Consider the following 16,143-nt stretch of genomic DNA (forward strand, 5'->3'; position numbering starts at 1 on the left):
TTCATTGGATCAGTCCCTGTTGCAGGAGCATCTGGCGAACGCCTTTGGCCCGTTCCGCGAGTCTCTCGACGATTTGGATTTGTTCTGGATCGAGAATGCGCTCAGCTTCCTTCTCTGTGATTTCGCCGATCCAGATGCTGAGCAGGTAGTGCTGCAACGCGACTTGATTGTTGCCGGTTGGGAGTTCTTGGATCTGTTGGATTTTTTTCTGAAAGAGCTCATGCAGTTGCCGTTGTTGTTTAGCCGTCAGGGCTGCGCCACGCCCCAGCGTGGCCAGGAACACTTTGCTGCTGCCTTCGAGTTTGGCACGGTACTGCTTGATTTCGAGCTCTTCCAATTCGCTGGCTTGGTCTTCGGTCATCACGTATCGAGTGACCTTCTGAATCAGGGATCCATTGCCAAAAAGACCTTGGGTCAGTTCTTGCTGAAGTGGCGATGCCAGTTGGTAGGCTTCATTGATGTCTTGGTTGCCGTTCTTCTGTTCCATCTGGAGGAACTTTTCACGTGCGTCGTTGACTCGGTCAAAGAAGCGTTTGATGTCACCTTGGCCGGCGAGCCGGAGGGCGTCCTTTTGGCTCTCGGTCAGCGGAGTGGATTGTTCAATTCGGACGAACTGAAGTTCGATTTCCTTTTTGAGGCCGGTGCGACAGCGTGCTTCGTCTCGGCCATGTCGTTGAAAAATCCAACTGTCAAACTGGGGCAAGTCAATCTGGTTCTGAGCAACGCACCGAGTGGGAGCCATTCCGCCAAGTGACCCAAGCAGAATGGCAGCGAACAAACCAACCCATCCAAACGGTTTCATGGCAGCCACTCCTTTTCTAAGAAACGCTCTGGGGATTGGCCGATCATGACCCCCATGCTGACCTGCTGATGAGAGGCCCAGGCCGCTTGTTGATCGGAGTTGAGGACTTTTCGGAGCAGGTTGCTGGGGATGACCGGGACGAAGTTTGGGTTGTTGGCATAATTGCCAATCCATTCCACATCGAGGTCCGACCATCCGGTTAGAAAGACCGTTCGAAGTTTTCGTTGCTGCACGTCGGTGAGAACCAACTTTGCATCCAAGAGAGTGACGAGGTAGTCCGTGGCGGCCTCGCGTTCGATCCGCTCTCGTTGAGAGGATTCTTGCTTGTACTTTTGGAATTGCTGCTCTGTTAACAGCAACGGCAGGAAGTCCATCGTGTCGTCGCGGATTCGGCGATAGGGATTCGCTGCAAGCGTTTCACCATTGAGTCCATGAAATCGAGGTTGCTGGTTGACTCGAGCGTTGTTCGCCAGCAAGTCACCCATTTCATCAAACGCCTCTTGAGCCGACTCGACGATGGCCTGCATCTGTTCTTCGGTCGGTTTGCACACTCGGTGCACGAACGACAATTCCGCATTCATCAGTGGCTTGAGGAATTCGGGTGGTTTGGGTTTCTCCTTCTTGGCTCGGACTTCTTTGGCTAACAAACGATTGAGGACATTGAATTCTTGGATCGCCTCATTCGTCAGTTCCTGTGATGAGACCGGACGCGCCATCAGTGCCATCAGACCGAGCAGTAGAAAGCTCCAGCGGCGGATGGACATCAGGATCCTCCCAGTCGGCTGAAGTATTGATCCAGTCCGCGACGGAATTCTTCGGGCAGTTCTGCGCCGGTTTCACCGGTCGATTGCGTGACGTTCTTGTTCTCTCGCACTTCCTTATCGTTCTTGCTTTTGCCCAGCAACGCCAAAGCGGAATCCGCACTGTTGCCGCCTCCGGTTCCGCCACCAGGCGAACCGCCACCGCCTCCGCCACCCTTCGGGTTGATGCGTTTGGAACGCAGAATCAATTCAATGGCTTCGGTCTCGGCGGCAATGGCTTGGGAACCCGTGTTGGGTTGCTTCAAGATCGAAGTGGCATCGGTCATCACTGAGTCGACAGCGGCCAGCATCTTGAGCTCTTTCCCGAAGTGCTTGGTCGCGTCGGGCAATTCGCGAATGCGGCCAATCACGTCCACGACGCGTTCGTTGATCTCCGTTTGAGTCTTGGCCAGCGTTGCCGCGGTGGCTTCGTGGTCCTTGGATTCAACGGCCTCCTTGGCTTGTTCGGCCACGCGAGTTTCGTCGCGTAGGTTGACTTCGGATTCCAAAATTTGCATCACGTCGCGAACGATCGACGGTGGCAGGCTTTCCGGTGACTTGCCGCCGGGGCAACTGCCGTTGCAGGCGGGGTCGACCAAGTTTTCTGCCCAGCGGTCCAGGGAATCGGACCAGAACTCACACTGCGCGACGGACATGCCCTGTTGGTCCTTGATCGCCGCGGAAAGTTGACGCAAGCCACCGATCACATCACTGGATTTCATTTCGTCCAAGGTGACTTTGAACTGGGCGAAACGTCGTCGTTCAAAGTAGGCCTCCATGTCGTCCATGATGTAGGAGATTTGTTCCGTGCTTTCGTCCTCGGTGGTTTGTAGTGAGGTGAAGACCTCTTTGACTTTCTCGTCGATGCGTGGGGCACGTTGACCAAATGCCGGTTCGAGATGGTTGGTCAATTGCTTGGCGACCAAGTTCTGTTTGCGTGAGGCGGCCTTCAATCGTTTGACCAACGTGCTGCCTTCGAGATTCGCCAGGATGAGATTCAGTTCGTCGGCGATCTTGTCGAACTCGTCGAGCAATTCTTTCTGCTCGGTGATCGCTTGCGTCATCTTCAAAGGCTCGTCCTTCTTCGGTTTGTCATCCGAAGGTTGGCTCTTGCCCATCACTGTGGTGGTTGGCAAACGCAACGCAGGATTGCTGGGTTTCTTGGGACCACCGGGGGAGCCTTTGCCTTCATCGGGTGAGTTGGCCGAGGATTCCATGTCGACCAACTGCGGTGCCGCACGTGGTTTGGGGCCAGGGTGCTTGGACGCTTGAGCACCGGGGCCTGGGCCGCCCGCACGACTTTGTCCCGCTTGGGGACCGCCGGGACTCTTGGGACCAGGTTTGGATGCAATTTTCGGTGCCTCTTGTGCCGCGTCATCCAGCAAATTCGCGACGCTGGGCATCCGGTTGTCGGAGAGGTCCTGCAAAACCTGCAGCATCTCCGCCCAACGTTCCAGGTGGCCGACACCGATTTCGGGATTCTTCGAGGCCGCCAAAACCAATTGGTCACCCGCTTGGCCGAGACGTTCCAGTCGACGGCCGTTGGAGCGTTCGGCAGATGCCTGGCGTTCGATGTCGCGTTGGTGTTGCTCGAGTTCGATTTCGTCAGCGGACAACGCTCGAAGTTGTTTGTTCTTCTCGTGCAGTTGGCGTTCGCGGTCTCGAACGTCGAGAGCTTGGCGATGCCATTTGCTCAGTTGTTCGGTCATCCAAATCGCATGCTGGTCCGGGGTGAGGACGTACAGCAAAAAAGGCGGCGACAACACACGGGCCCGCTCGGGCAGGTAGTCCTCCGCCCAAACTTGCAGTTCGATCGGTTGAGCGGGAATCCCCAGCGACTTGGCTGAAAACGTTCCCATCGCTTCCAGACTGGCGGCGGTCGGATCGCCTGCGGCGAGCGCACGTTCGCCTTCGGCGGGTTCTTCGACCGCACCGACGTCCATGCCTTTCCACTGGATGCCAACGCGGCGGATGCCGAAGTCATCGTTGGCGCGGACTTGGAACGTCAGTGTTTCCGAATCCAACACGACGGCTTGGCGTTCCAGTCCATCGCAGATCAACGTGGGGGCTTCGTCGTCAATTGCCTCGATCGACAGCGTGAACGGTTCGCGTCCCGTCAGTCCCATCTGATCACGCCATTGGAACTGCAGTGTTTCGGTCTCAGTGGCTTGCACGGAGTCGCTGGCCAATTGCGGTCCATCGACGGGCCGCGATTGTTCGTTGACTTTCCCATCGGCCAATTCGCGATTGGCGATCGCGGTCACGACGGCTTGGCTTCCGCGTACAACGGTCAGCGAACCGCCTCGTGTGTCGATTTGTTTGGGTTCAGGCTGGCCGAGGTATTCGGGCAAGTTCACGTCCGCGACGATCTTGGAAAGTTCAGGACGCAGCGTGGGTTTCAGTTTCACCGATTGCTTCACATCCCCAACGGTGAGCGACATTGGATGTTCGCTGAGTTGGGGCGGCAGGGCAAAGGCGTACTGCCCATCGCGAAGGGTGGCTTGGATTGGTTTCTGTTGCCCAATGTGCAGTTCGGCGGACTCGGGTTGCCAGCGAGAATCGGCGCTCAAGGCAACCGGCAGCACAACCGGTTCGCCGTGTGGAATGTAGACGTCGCTCGCCAACGCATCGATCCGAGTGAACGTGTATCGCGGCGTGGAACCCCACGGTGCCAGCAATCGCGTCATCGCGTTACCGGTCGCAGCGGGGTAGGTCACCGCCAAGGTTCCGATGGCCAGCACGGTGGCGGCGGCCAAACCGGTCCAGGCTTTGTACCAGGAGTTCGGGGCGGCGCCGCGAAAGTCTTTGCCTGCCGCATCGTCGGCGACCTGCACCATGGCAGCTTGGCAAAGCTGGGGTGAACGAGCTTGTTCGGAGGCGTTCTGAGTCAGCTCGATCACGCCCAGCAAACGGTCACCGATCGCGGGCATCTTTTCGCTCAGCAATCTGGCGAGCGGTTCGAGGGCTTGGTGCTTGTAGACCCATTTGTAGATCGCCCACGGCACGATGCCGATCAATGCGAATCCGCCGATCCAGAGCAGGCCCCGGAGAATTGCCGGTGTGTCGGTGAAGCGATCCATCCCGTAGACGAGCAGAAACGCCAGCCCGATTCCCGCGACCACGATCGCGACGGCTTCGGTCAGTTTGATTTGCCAAACTCGCCGCCGGTAAGTCAGCAATTGCTGCTTGAGCGAATCGGGAATGCGCAAGTTTGTTTGCGCGGGTGAATGGTTGTCTGCAATCTTCATATCAATCCGACTCCCTTGCGACCGATCCAAAACAATGCCAACAGAGCGATGAATCCACCGACGATTGCCGGGTGACTCCAAAGTGCGATGCGACGAATCGAAGGCGGGCGGTCAGGCATGGCGGACAGCCACGCGATCACGTCTTCCACACGATCGACGGTGAAGACTTGCCCGTTGGTGACGCGAGCGATTTCTTGCATCACGTCCGGGCGAGCTGGTTTTCCAATTTGTTCCAAGGCGACTCCTTGAGCAAACACCGTGGTCTGCAAGGAGTCACCGGTTTGTTTGCAAAACAAAGTCAAGTTGTGTTCGCCGGGTTCTTCCGGTGTGAAGCGGCCCGCGAACGCCCCCCAGGCTTCGCCCGAGGATTGCAGTTGAATCGTTTGCGAACGGCCGGACGGAGCAACGATTTGCAACGTCACGTCGCCTTCGGAGAGCGGTTCGCCGCTGGCTTCCATCACGTTTGCGTTGACGCTGACCGTTTGGCGGACTTGCGGTTGTTCGGGCGAGTAATACAAACGCATCGTTTCGCCTTGGGCCATGTTCCGGCGATACGCCATCCAACGCACGACTTGGCCCCAGAACCGATAGTGGTACAAATCCTCGACGCCTTTTCGCCAACGCCAAGCACCATCGGTTCCCATGAACAGGACTTTGCCCGCTCCATAAGTCCGAGTGACCAGGAGCGGCAGGCGGCCGAAGCGGTTGCTGACCTCTTGGTGAACCAGCAGCGTTTCCGATCCCGGTTTGGCGGCCAGCACGGGGGCGTACCACTGAAATCCAGGCAGGTTGCCCCAGACTTCCAGGTTGTCGTCGGCGGTGTCGGCGAGTTTCGTCAGCAAGCTGCGGCGACCGAGTTGCGTGAGTTCAAAGTGCTGCGCGGTCCGCGAACCCCAGCCACCAGGTTGGCCTTCGTCGAGCGTGACCGGCAACAGATCCTTCAGCGGTGTCTCTTGCAAGCTGAGCTGGCGGCCTTCCCAACCGGGGATGAAGACCAAACCGCTGGCTTGTTGTTCGACCAAACCATGCAACCACTCGCATTGTTCCATTGTCAGTTGATCGTCGTCCAAGCCAACGTCGCCGAGGAAGACGACGTCGTACTTCGACAGCTCTTCCTTTGTATCGGGGAAGGTTGCGATGTAATCGGAGTTGCCTCCCCCGCGAGCGTCCAAGCCCGGATGGAACAGCAAGCACGAAACCTCCACACCCGGATCACGAGACAGTGCGTTTCGCAGATAACGGTATTCCCAGCGGGGAACCGATTCGATCACGAGCACGCGAAGTTTTTCTTCTCGAATGGAGATCGGCGCGGCGATCTCGTTGTTGTCGTTGAGCAGTTCGTTGGGATGTTTACTGATCGTCAGTGTCAGCGTTTCATCGCCGAGTTCTTCCGGTTCCCAATCGATCGAATCGTTGGTGCGGCCCATCGCGGCAATGCGGATGTCCTTGGTGATCGTTTCGCCTTGGGAGGTGGTCATGGTGACCGTCGCGGCGTGGTCTCGTGGTAGCGAGCTTTCGATCGAAAAGGGGATCCGAACCTTTTTCCCGCCGATCGCAAAGGTGGGCACATCGAAGCTGAGCAGTTCGACATCGGGCAAACGTTCTTCGCTGCCCACGGGAACGGTGAACACGGGAACGCCCATCGATCGCAGTCGGCCCGCCGCACGCACGGGCGCGTCGCCTTGGTTCCAGTCTCCGTCCGACGCCAACACGACGCCGAGCAAATGTGGGTGCTTGCGGACGACATCCAGCAGTGGGCTGGAGAGGTCCGTGCCTTTCTCTTCGACGAACTCAGCGGTCTCACCAGGAGCAATTCCGGCGGGGTTGGAGATCGGGGTGATGCGATCGGGGGCGCTGGGTTCTGGCTTGGTTTCGGCGAACGGTTCGATGACCACTTCGGCCCGCGATTCGAGCGACTTCCAAGCTTCGATTTGCGTCAGCGAGGCGATTGCTTGTTCGCGGGTTTGAGGTTCCGAATTCACCACGTCCCGCGTTTGCATGCTGCCGGAATTGTCGTACAGCACCGCGACGACGGGTTTGTCATCGGGAACGTATTGTTCGACCCATTCAGGACCGCCGAGCAACATCGCGGCGATCACGACGACAACCAAACGCAACGCTTCCAGCAACACCGTCGCTTTGCGGAAGTGGTTTCGCCAGCACGCCAGGAAGCCCAACACGAGCGTCAACGTGATTGCCAGCACCGCGATGGCGATCGTCCAAGGCGTCCAGGCAAACGAGAGCGAGTAGGTTTCGATCATGCCGTGGCACCTCCGACGGATGGGGAGGCTGGTTGGGCGGATTGCCGCGGCAAACACAGGATGGCTTCGCCGACCATCGCGATCAGCATCAAGATCAGGAACGCTCGCCAGACTTCATCGACCAAGGAATTGGACTCGCCCGCGGTTTGGTTGACGCGTTCCAACACCAAACCTTGAAAGAGGTCGTCGATTTGGGATTCTTCCAGTGTGTCGGTGGCGTCTTCTCCGGCGGATCGATTGATCGCGTTGAAGCGGTCACCATCGGCGTAGACCCCTGCGGTGAAAGCGTGTTCTGTTGAAAGCGAATCGTCCGGCCCTTGCAATCGTTTCCAACTCGCGGCTACTTCTGCATCGACCGTTCCCGCATCCAAGCGACCTGTGTTGGCCAGCGACGCAGCACCGTCGACCAAGGCTCGCTGGATCATCACGTAAAGCACAACACCGTCCGATGAAAGGGTCGAATCCTCTGCCGCCGGGGTCGTGCCACAAAAGTAAACGCCACCGCGAGGCGTGGGGACTCGGACCATCACCGGTTCGTCATTGGAGAGTTTGGCCAGCGGGGTGGTTTCACCGGACAGGGCCGCCAGACGATGCACCTTCAGTTTTCCAACCGGCAGGGACGCTCCCGCCAATGTCTTGCCGAGCAAGTCGGCTTCACCTCGCCAAGTCGCGATCGAGACGTCGTCTTTCAAGTCCGTCCAGGGAGAATACGACACGCCAAACAATTCCGCGTTGGGATCAGGATTGTCGGGCGGAAAGAAGATCACTCGGCCCCCGCGGTCCAGGAACGATTCCAAGCGTTTACGAAGTTCGGCGTTGGACGCGCCGGTGGGCAGTGGGGCTTGCCAAAGCAAGAGTGCGGTTTCATCCCAGGCGATCGATGGCACTTCGGCGGGCAGCAGGACTTCAGCGGAAGCCTCGATGTTTGGATCGGGAGTGATCTCGGCGGCCAATCGCAGCACGTTGGCAACGTCCTCGTTCGAGGACACCACCACGCTTTTTCGTGGCGGTGGTTCGTCAAAGACAAAGTAATACGTGTTGTCGGCGTTGTTCCCATCGGCGGGCAACGACACGTGACCCAGTCCGCTCACTTGTTCACGATCCAAGGGGACTCGCAAGTCCGTGAATTCACCCGAACCGGAATCAAGTGGCAGTTCAACAATCGATTCAGCTCCATCCAGATCCATGCGGATCGATGGCGCGGGTGCGTTCGCCGTGTCGCTGTTTTCAGAACCGCTTTGAAGTTTGCCCGACAGCATCAGCACACGTTCATCGCCTTCGGATCGCAGGACGATGTCGTCGATGCGGATCGCTCGGTTGGGTTGGTCCGTTCCCGCGACGGTCAACAGACGGAACCGGACTCGGCGTCCGAATTGGGCGAGGGCTTCGCGAAGCGTGGGCCAACGTCCGTCTCGCGATTGCCAATCGTGTTCGCGAGCATCCGAGCAAATCCAAACATCGGTTTGTCCCATCGAGTTGGCTTGGATGGTGTCGAGTGCCGCCAGCATCATCGCAGGGATGTCTGCCGATGCATCCGACGGGCCCGTTTGCGGGAGGTCCAGCAGTTCTTCGGGAGACGCCAGTTCTCGCGCGGGGGATGATTCGGCCGCCGCGACCGTGTTGCTGTCGATCAGCAGGACTCGGCCGGCACCGAGTGTTTGCAATGTTTCAGCGATTTGAGCCACACCGGCTTGCAGTTTGGTTCGCGAGTCACCCGCCGCGTTGGCGTTCATCGAGGGCGATCGATCCAGCAGCACGATCGTGTTCGCGGACGAGCCGCCTGAGAGTGAGCCGACCAAACCGCCACCCAGCGAACCGCTGGCGAGTGGTCGTCCGATGGCAACGATCAAGGCCAACAGCACCAGGGTTCGCAAAGCCAGAATGGCCCACTGGCGAATGCGAGCGTAACCTCGATTCATTCGGTTTGCGGCCAGCAGGAACCTCATCGCGGCCCACTGCGTCGTTTGATAACGACGCTGGTTGATCAAGTGGATCAGGATCGGCAGCAAAGCGATCGGCAGGGCGAGCAGCATCCAAGGTTGGAGAAAGCTCATCGTCCCCCCTTTGCCATCGCACGTCGGGTCAAGAAGTTCGTCAGCACTTCGGGGTACGGTTGATCAATGCTGACGCGGTGGTAGTCGACGCCGGAGGACACCACGATCCGTTGCAGTTGATCCAAGTAACTTTGCAAGGCATCGTGATACCGATCCGCAATCTCGCTTGGTTCCGCGAAGATGGCCGTGCCTCCTTCCATGTCGAGGAAGCGGGTCGGCCGGGAAAATTCGAAGTTCAGTTCCATCGGATCGAGCAGATGGAACAGTGACAGATCGTGTTTGCGGAATCGCAAGTGTTCAAAGCAGCTTCGCAGTTGATCCGGATCGACGAAGAAGTCCGAGATCACGATCACCATCGCGGCTTGGCGGGTTGTCTCGGCCAATTCATGCAAGACATCGGCGAGATGGGTTTCGCCTTGGCCGCGAGTTTCTTCGAGGGCATCGAAGATGGTTTTGAGGTGAGCCGGGTTGCGGCGTGGAGGCAGGTGACCGGTGATGCCATTGCTGACACACGACAGTCCCACGGCGTCGCCCTGTTGCACGGCCAAGTAGCCAATCGCCGCGGCGATCCGACGAGCGTACTGCAATTTATTGAGTTCACCGGAGCCATATTCCATTGAGCCGCTGGTGTCCAAAACCAGTTGCAATCGCAGGTTGGTGTCCGCTTCGAACTCTTTGACGTAGTAGCGATCGCTGCGACCATGGGCTCGCCAGTCCAGTCGCCTGAGGTCATCGCCGGGCACGTACTTCCGGTACTCGGCGAACTCCACACTGGCGCCCCGCATGGGGCTGGTGTGCCGACCAGAAACATTGCCTCGCATTGGCCGGCGCGCAAACAAAGGCAACCCCGACAAGCCTGCCAAGACAGTCGGTTCCAGAAATTCGCGAGGAGTGTGTTGTTCGGACAAAGCGTTGGAAGTGAGTTGCGAGTTGCGAGTTGCGAGTTGCGAGTTGCTAGAGGCTAGAGGCTAGAGGCTAGAGGCTAGAGGCTAGAGGCTAGAAGCTAGAAGCTAAGAGTTGTCTCCCCCAAGGAGCGAAGCGACGCGTCGTCCCCTCTCCCCCGGCTTCCGGGGGAGAGGGCAAGGGTGAGGGGGCAGATTCCAAAACACCATCATTCATGACTTTTCCATTCCTCCCCCATCGCCCGCAGAATCGCGACACCAACCGCTTCAGTGTTCTCCAAGACATCTGTGTTTCGAAAACGAATCACGGTCCATCCTTCGCGGTTCAATCGAGCTGTTCGGTTCATGTCTTGTTGCTCTTGATGTTCGTGGTAGTCGCCATCGAGTTCAACGATCAATCGTTTCTCGACGCAGGCGAAGTCAGCGATGAAAGGCGGGATTGGAAACTGGCGTCGGAATTTGTGTCCGTTGAGTCGACGGTTGCGGAGGAGTGTCCAGACGAGTGATTCGGGCTTGGTTTGGTGGGTGCGAAGTTCGCGTGCGTTTTGGGTGAATTGAGGTGGTTGGCGGATTGGCATGGTTGGCTTTGAGACTTGGGTTGGATTCCCCCTCACCCTTGCCCTCTCCCCCGGAAGCCGGGGGAGAGGGGACATCGCGTCGCTGACGCTCCCTCTTTTTTACTAACAGCTAACAGCTACTACCTAGCCTTCCTCCTCGAGCAATCGGGCGACGATGTCTCGAGCGGACATGCCTTCGGCTTGGGCGGCGAAGGTGGTGATCAGTCGGTGAGTCAGCACGGGCTGAGCCACCGCGCGAACGTCTTCGGTGCGGACCATGTACGAACCTTCCAAGGCGGCGTGAGACTTGGCGCCCAAGATCAAATCCTGAACCGCTCGTGGACCAGCACCCCAGGACACCAAGGGCAGCAACCAGGACGGCGCGGTTCCGCCGGCCGGTCGAGTCTTGCGGACCAATTGGGCGGCTTCCGTGTAGATGTGATCGGGCACCGGGATACGCCGCACCAAGTCTTGATTGGCGATGATGTTTTCTGCCGTCATCAAGTGCTGGAGTTCAGGCAGGCGTCCGCCGGTGGTCGTGCGCGCGATCGCGATCTCTTCTTCTTCGGATGGGTAGTCCAGTTCGATCAAGGCCATGAAGCGATCCAGTTGAGCTTCCGGCAACGGGTACGTGCCCTCTTGTTCGACTGGGTTCTGAGTTGCGAGCACCATGAACGGTGGGGGCAAGTCAAAGCCTTTGCCAACGACTGTGATGCGTTGCTCTTGCATCGCTTCCAGCATCGCGGCCTGGGTCTTGGGTGGTGCTCGGTTGATTTCGTCGGCCAGCACGATGTTGGCGAACACGGGACCGTGAGCAAATTGGAACTCGCGACGCCCGTCGCCGTTGTCTTGCAAGATGTCGGTGCCGGTGATGTCCATGGGCATCAAGTCCGGTGTGAACTGAATGCGACTGAACTGCAGCGACATCGTTTCGGCGAGCTTGCTGACCAGCAGTGTCTTGGCGAGTCCCGGGACACCCATCAGCAAAGCGTGCCGCCGGGCAAACAGACACACCAACAACAAGTCGACCGTCTCGCGTTGGCCAACGATCACACGAGCCAACTCGTCTCGGAGTTGCTGGGTCAACCGTCCGAGGCGATCGACCGCTTGGACATCGTCATCGCTCAGCGATGGTTCGGTCACCGAGGAAGCGGATGAAGGATTGGAGACCGCCGAATGCGACATCTGTTATTTCCCGTCGTGAACATGGTTGAAACCAGCGGTGTACTATAACCCCCTTTGGGGGATCGAAGCAAAGTGATGGTGGGAAGTTTGGTCCGGTTTCGCAGCGTCGAAAGGCCGGAAGCCGCCGTGCGCCTATGAGTTTGGAAAATCAAGTTTTTTGACACGAGGGGATCGAAGATGCGGGACACTGTTTGCAAAGGCCGCGGAAAACAGCGGCAAAATGGATTTGGCGGGCACTCGAAGTGGCTGGGGATGATCCTGGTGCTCGCCGCGACGGCGGTGCCGGGCGGTTCCTCGAAAACTCATGCACAAGACGCTCTTCGCGCGGTGGTGCAGACCGACTTGTTGGCGGAGTCGGCGCCCGTCGAGAAGGTCGGTGGGCGATATGTCCCCGATGATGCGGCAGGCAACAGAAGCGTATGCCGAGCGAGTCTCAGCCTTAGTGAAGGAGGCGATTCAGCCAATTCGCGAGGGCACGGATCTGACCATCGCGGTGGAGTCGCAGATGGGAATCGCATCGACCGGCGTGTTGGTGGGGTTGTTGCTGCCGGCTGTGCAAGCTGCCAGACAAGCGGCGCGTCGGATGCAGTCATCCAACAACATCAAGCAGATCATGTTGGCGATGCACAATCACCACGCCGCTTTTAGCGAACTGCCTCTCTCTGCCATCGTGGATGACGATGGGAATCCGTTGCTGAGTTGGCGAGTGGCTTTGTTGCCCTTCCATGACGAGAATGAGCTGTACCAGCAATTCCGATTGGACGAACCCTGGGACAGCGAGCACAACCTTCCCTTGGCTCAGCAGATCCCTTCGGTCTATCAGCCGCCCGGCGTGCTCGTCCCGCCTGGGCACACGATCTACCAAGCCGTCGTCGGCGACACGATTGGTCTGAAACCGAGGCAGCGAACTGGGTTTCGGGAATTCTTGGACGGACTTTCGAATTCCGTTTTGGTTTTGGAAACGAATGCGGAGCAAGCCGTTGTCTGGACCAAGCCGGAGGACATTGCGATTGACCTGGACGATCCGCTGAACGGGCTGGGGCAGGCTTGGCAGGGAGGGTTTCACGTCGGCATGGGTGACGGCGCCGTGAAGTTCATCTCCGAGGCGATCGACCCAGACCTCTTTCGGAAGCTCCTGACGCGAGCCGGGCGCGAACCGGTTGATATCCCTTAAAGATACGGGATATGGCTGGCGGCTTAGCAACGCACGATCAAATGCTGTTGGTGCAATTGCTCTCCGTAGCGAAAGTCGTCAAGACTTTCGGTTTTTCCGCTACCGACAAAACTCTTGACGAGTTTCGCTACCCGGAAACCAAGCTGTAACAGACCACTGGCTCAAGTCGCAGTGGGCACCTTGGCGTCCAATTGAATGGGAGCCGCTCCGCCGCTGCATCCACATCCGCTGCCGCATTGTTGCAGTCGCTTTTCGATCTGCAGGGATGTTGGCGTGGTGGCCAAGCCGCCCAGGGCGGTGCAGCGATGTTCACGCGGCATCCGTTCGGAGACTCGGCGAGCCGCGTCGATGGTTTCGTCCAGTGGGATGACGGGATCGAATCCAGCCAAGCACATGTTGGCACAGGAGATCGCGTTGCTGGCCGCGATCACGTTCTTGCCCAAGCAGGGGACTTCCACACGGTTGGCAACCGGATCGCAGATCAGGCCCAACATGTTTTGCAGAGCCATCGATGCGGCGCCGGTGGCTTGCGTGGTTGTTCCACCCGCCATCGTGACCAGTGCTGCCGCGGACATCGCTGCGGCCGAGCCACCTTCGGCTTGGCATCCACCGACTTCGGCAGCGAAGCTCCAGGCGGTCGCGATGAACACGCCGATCAAACCGGCCGCCAGAAACGCTTTGGCGATTTCTTCGTCGGAGAGTGACAAGGACTCGCCCATCGCCAAGCAAGTCGCTGGCAGTGCCGCGCAGGCTCCCGCAGTGGGAGCGGCAATGATGACGCCCATCGAGCTTTTCACTTCCATCATGGCGGTCGTGTAAAGCACGATTTGGTTCAGCGCACCCGCGTCGAGCAACTGACCGGACTGCAACTTGTCGCGAAAACCGCCGGACTGGTATCCGAGCACTCGGTCGGCGTACTCGGTTCCGTTCAGACCGGACTCAATGCTGGTGCGGGCGATCTGAACGATCTTGATCATGCGATCCAGGACTTCGCGTTCGGTCAAGCCGCCACGCTGCGTTTCGTATTCAACCGCCCATTTCCAAAGTGGCTTGGAATCCACCTCGGCTAGCGATGTCAGCGTGCTGCAATCTTGAAAGGGGAGCTTTGCCTGGGGACGCGAGCGGATGGGAAGCACGGGGGCCAGCCGAACGATCGGCTCGGAGCTTTCCCATGGAAGTGATCTTTGTAGCGTCGCGGATTCCAAGCGTTGGCTGGATTGAATCTGCAGCATCACATTTTGATCGGATGTCCGTACATGGACATGGTCAGCCAGCAGTTCTTTCGCCAGCGACTCACAATCCAGGGCTTGGATGGTGTCGTCGCAGGCGGGAGCATTGAGGCGAACCAAGGTCTCGTCAAAGCCGCCGTCCATGCGGACCTCGAAGTCATCGATGGAGGTGACCTCAATCATGCCCCCACCGGTCGAGATCGCGATCAACGTGTGCGACTCTTGTTCGCCGCAAACCGTCAGGCGGTAAGTGTTCGGGTGAGCGTCGCCGAAGTCGCCGTATTCGAATTCAAAGGCGATGCCATTGTCGATCAAGTGTTGGCGAGAGTTGGGCAGGCGTTCGTCGTGGGCTTCCCATCCCAGCAGCCCGCCGAACAGCCCCATGTCGGATCCTTGGCTGGTGTGGGTCGCGGGTAGCGATCCGGATTCGTCGAACTGGATCAGCACATGCTGGAGGTCGCCCCCCACCAAATCACGGGCCAGACGCCCAATTCGAAGTGCCGCGGCGCAGTGCGAACTGCTGGGGCCACGCATCACCGGGCCGATGACGTCATTGAAGATGCTGACGGTCATGGGGTCGCTCAACTGCAGCAAGAGAGGAGAAGGAAGAAGCGAAGACTCTGACTCAATTGACTTGCTGCGTCAAATTAATCATGGAAAACCGAACGCGGAAGGAAGCTAGTTCGCCCTAACGGATGGATTCGGGGAGTCGTCGGCGTTGTGCGTTTGGTTCCATCCTGAAACGTCTGGTTGTGTAGCGAAACTCGTCAAGAGTTTCGGCTGGCTCAAAAAACTCTCCATTCCGCCGTGGCCATTGATCACGGCGGGATGGAAACTCGCGAAACCATAGTGCGTCACAACCCCAGACGTTGAAGCAGGTACGCAGGTGTCATCGGGTATGTGAGCCGTTTGGCGTTAGCCACGGTTCCCACGCAAAACCGGGGTGAACGCCCAAGCGGCTCACATGATTGTGCCTGCTCGTTCCTGCCGACCTACTTAGAAGAACAGCTGCTGCGTGAGTTTTTGGTTCTTCGAGGGGGAGACCCGAAGGGCTTGCGTCGCGAGATGGCGGTCGGCACAGATCAGGTGCAGTTGATCGCCGAGGCATTCACGGTGGGTTCGCAGCGTCACGTCGGGGTCGTTGTTCTCGTCGGAAAGGTGAGCCAAGCAGGCCCACTGCAGATGGTCGCTGGCGTGCGAGATCACTTCCGCGGCTTCGCGGTTGGAGATGTGCCCGCCGGAACCCGAGATGCGATCGCGAAGGAAGTCGGGGTAGGCCGAGGCGGCCAGCATGTCTTCGTCGTAGTTGCTTTCGATGAGCAATGCATCGAGCGTGTTGACGCTGGCGAGCAGGTCATCGAAGACACATCCCAGATCCGTCCACAATCCAAATCGAGAGCATCCGTTGTCGAGTGTGAAGGCGGCCCCGTCGACTCCGTCGTGCGGCGTGGGCATGGTTTCGATGGTCGTCTGGCCGACCGTGAATGATTCGCCGGGAACGAAGTGCTGGATGTCTTGGACGGGGCCAAGTGGAACGCGGCTTTCGGTCGCTCGCAGGGTTCGCCGACTGATGTGAATCGGCACGTTCAGTTTGCGGTTCAGGACGCCCAGGCAACCGATGTGGTCGCGGTGTTCGTGCGAGATCACGATGGCATCGATTTCCGAGGCATCACGCCCGGCTTCGTTCAAGCGTGTTTGGACTTTGCGGAAACTGATTCCCGCATCAAAGAGCAGGCATACCGAGCCCGTGTCGACGAAGACACAGTTGCCGCTGCTTCCTGATTGCAAACACAGAACATCCATGCCGGCAATCGTAGCAGGTTCTCAAGCGATTGACGACGAATGATTCTGAACGGCGGTTGCCGCGTTTGAACTGGTAGCAAACGCGGCGTCACTGCTGAAAGGAGGTTTCCGTCCGTCGACGACACTCG

The 16,143-nt window shown here is 58.5% G+C and carries 11 protein-coding genes; 1 reads left to right on the top strand and 10 read right to left on the bottom strand.

Features of this window, described 5'->3' with window-relative positions:
* Window position 1 precedes the first annotated feature (1 nt).
* The 8 genes from PSR62_RS05670 to PSR62_RS05705 all read right to left on the bottom strand — a co-directional run bounded on the left by PSR62_RS05670 (window position 2) and on the right by PSR62_RS05705 (window position 11,809).
* Complete coding sequence (locus PSR62_RS05670) at window positions 2-802, bottom strand: hypothetical protein (protein WP_274406843.1); 801 nt, start codon at window positions 800-802, stop codon at window positions 2-4.
* Entirely contained in the window at window positions 799-1,566 is a 768-nt protein-coding gene (locus PSR62_RS05675; RefSeq protein WP_274406844.1) for a hypothetical protein, read from the bottom strand. Before PSR62_RS05675 ends, PSR62_RS05670 begins: the two co-directional genes overlap by 4 nt.
* A complete protein-coding gene (locus tag PSR62_RS05680; protein ID WP_274406845.1) occupies window positions 1,566-4,850 on the bottom strand; it encodes a hypothetical protein in 3,285 nt (1,094 codons plus the stop codon). Before PSR62_RS05680 ends, PSR62_RS05675 begins: the two co-directional genes overlap by 1 nt.
* Complete coding sequence (locus PSR62_RS05685; protein WP_274406846.1) at window positions 4,847-7,111, bottom strand: hypothetical protein; 2,265 nt, start codon at window positions 7,109-7,111, stop codon at window positions 4,847-4,849. Before PSR62_RS05685 ends, PSR62_RS05680 begins: the two co-directional genes overlap by 4 nt.
* Entirely contained in the window at window positions 7,108-9,165 is a 2,058-nt protein-coding gene (locus PSR62_RS05690) for a BatA domain-containing protein (protein ID WP_274406847.1), read from the bottom strand. The genes PSR62_RS05685 and PSR62_RS05690 overlap by 4 nt, the downstream gene beginning before the upstream one ends.
* Window positions 9,162-10,073, bottom strand: coding sequence for a DUF58 domain-containing protein (locus PSR62_RS05695; RefSeq protein WP_274406848.1), 912 nt, complete (start codon window positions 10,071-10,073; stop codon window positions 9,162-9,164). Before PSR62_RS05695 ends, PSR62_RS05690 begins: the two co-directional genes overlap by 4 nt.
* Window positions 10,074-10,276: 203 nt before the next feature.
* Entirely contained in the window at window positions 10,277-10,645 is a 369-nt protein-coding gene (locus tag PSR62_RS05700; RefSeq protein ID WP_274406849.1) for an endonuclease domain-containing protein, read from the bottom strand.
* A 123-nt stretch (window positions 10,646-10,768) separates the two neighbouring features.
* Window positions 10,769-11,809: an AAA family ATPase gene (locus PSR62_RS05705; RefSeq protein WP_274406850.1), complete on the bottom strand. Its 1,041-nt coding sequence runs from the start codon at window positions 11,807-11,809 to the stop codon at window positions 10,769-10,771.
* Window positions 11,810-12,203: 394 nt separating this feature from the next.
* Here PSR62_RS05705 and PSR62_RS05710 point away from each other — a divergent pair, with 394 nt between their 5' ends.
* On the top strand, window positions 12,204-12,983 hold the full coding sequence (locus PSR62_RS05710) for a DUF1559 domain-containing protein (RefSeq protein ID WP_274406851.1): 780 nt from the start codon (window positions 12,204-12,206) through the stop codon (window positions 12,981-12,983).
* Window positions 12,984-13,144: 161 nt separating this feature from the next.
* Here the strand turns inward: PSR62_RS05710 and PSR62_RS05715 are convergent, their stop codons facing one another.
* Both PSR62_RS05715 and PSR62_RS05720 read right to left on the bottom strand, forming a co-directional pair.
* Window positions 13,145-14,785, bottom strand: a complete 1,641-nt coding sequence (locus PSR62_RS05715; RefSeq protein WP_274406852.1) for an L-serine ammonia-lyase, iron-sulfur-dependent, subunit alpha — start codon at window positions 14,783-14,785, stop codon at window positions 13,145-13,147.
* 423 nt (window positions 14,786-15,208) lie between these two features.
* A complete protein-coding gene (locus PSR62_RS05720) occupies window positions 15,209-16,015 on the bottom strand; it encodes an MBL fold metallo-hydrolase (protein WP_274406853.1) in 807 nt (268 codons plus the stop codon).
* Window positions 16,016-16,143 lie beyond the last annotated feature (128 nt).

The organism is Rhodopirellula sp. P2 (assembly GCF_028768465.1).
Taxonomy (GTDB): Bacteria; Planctomycetota; Planctomycetia; order Pirellulales; family Pirellulaceae; genus Rhodopirellula.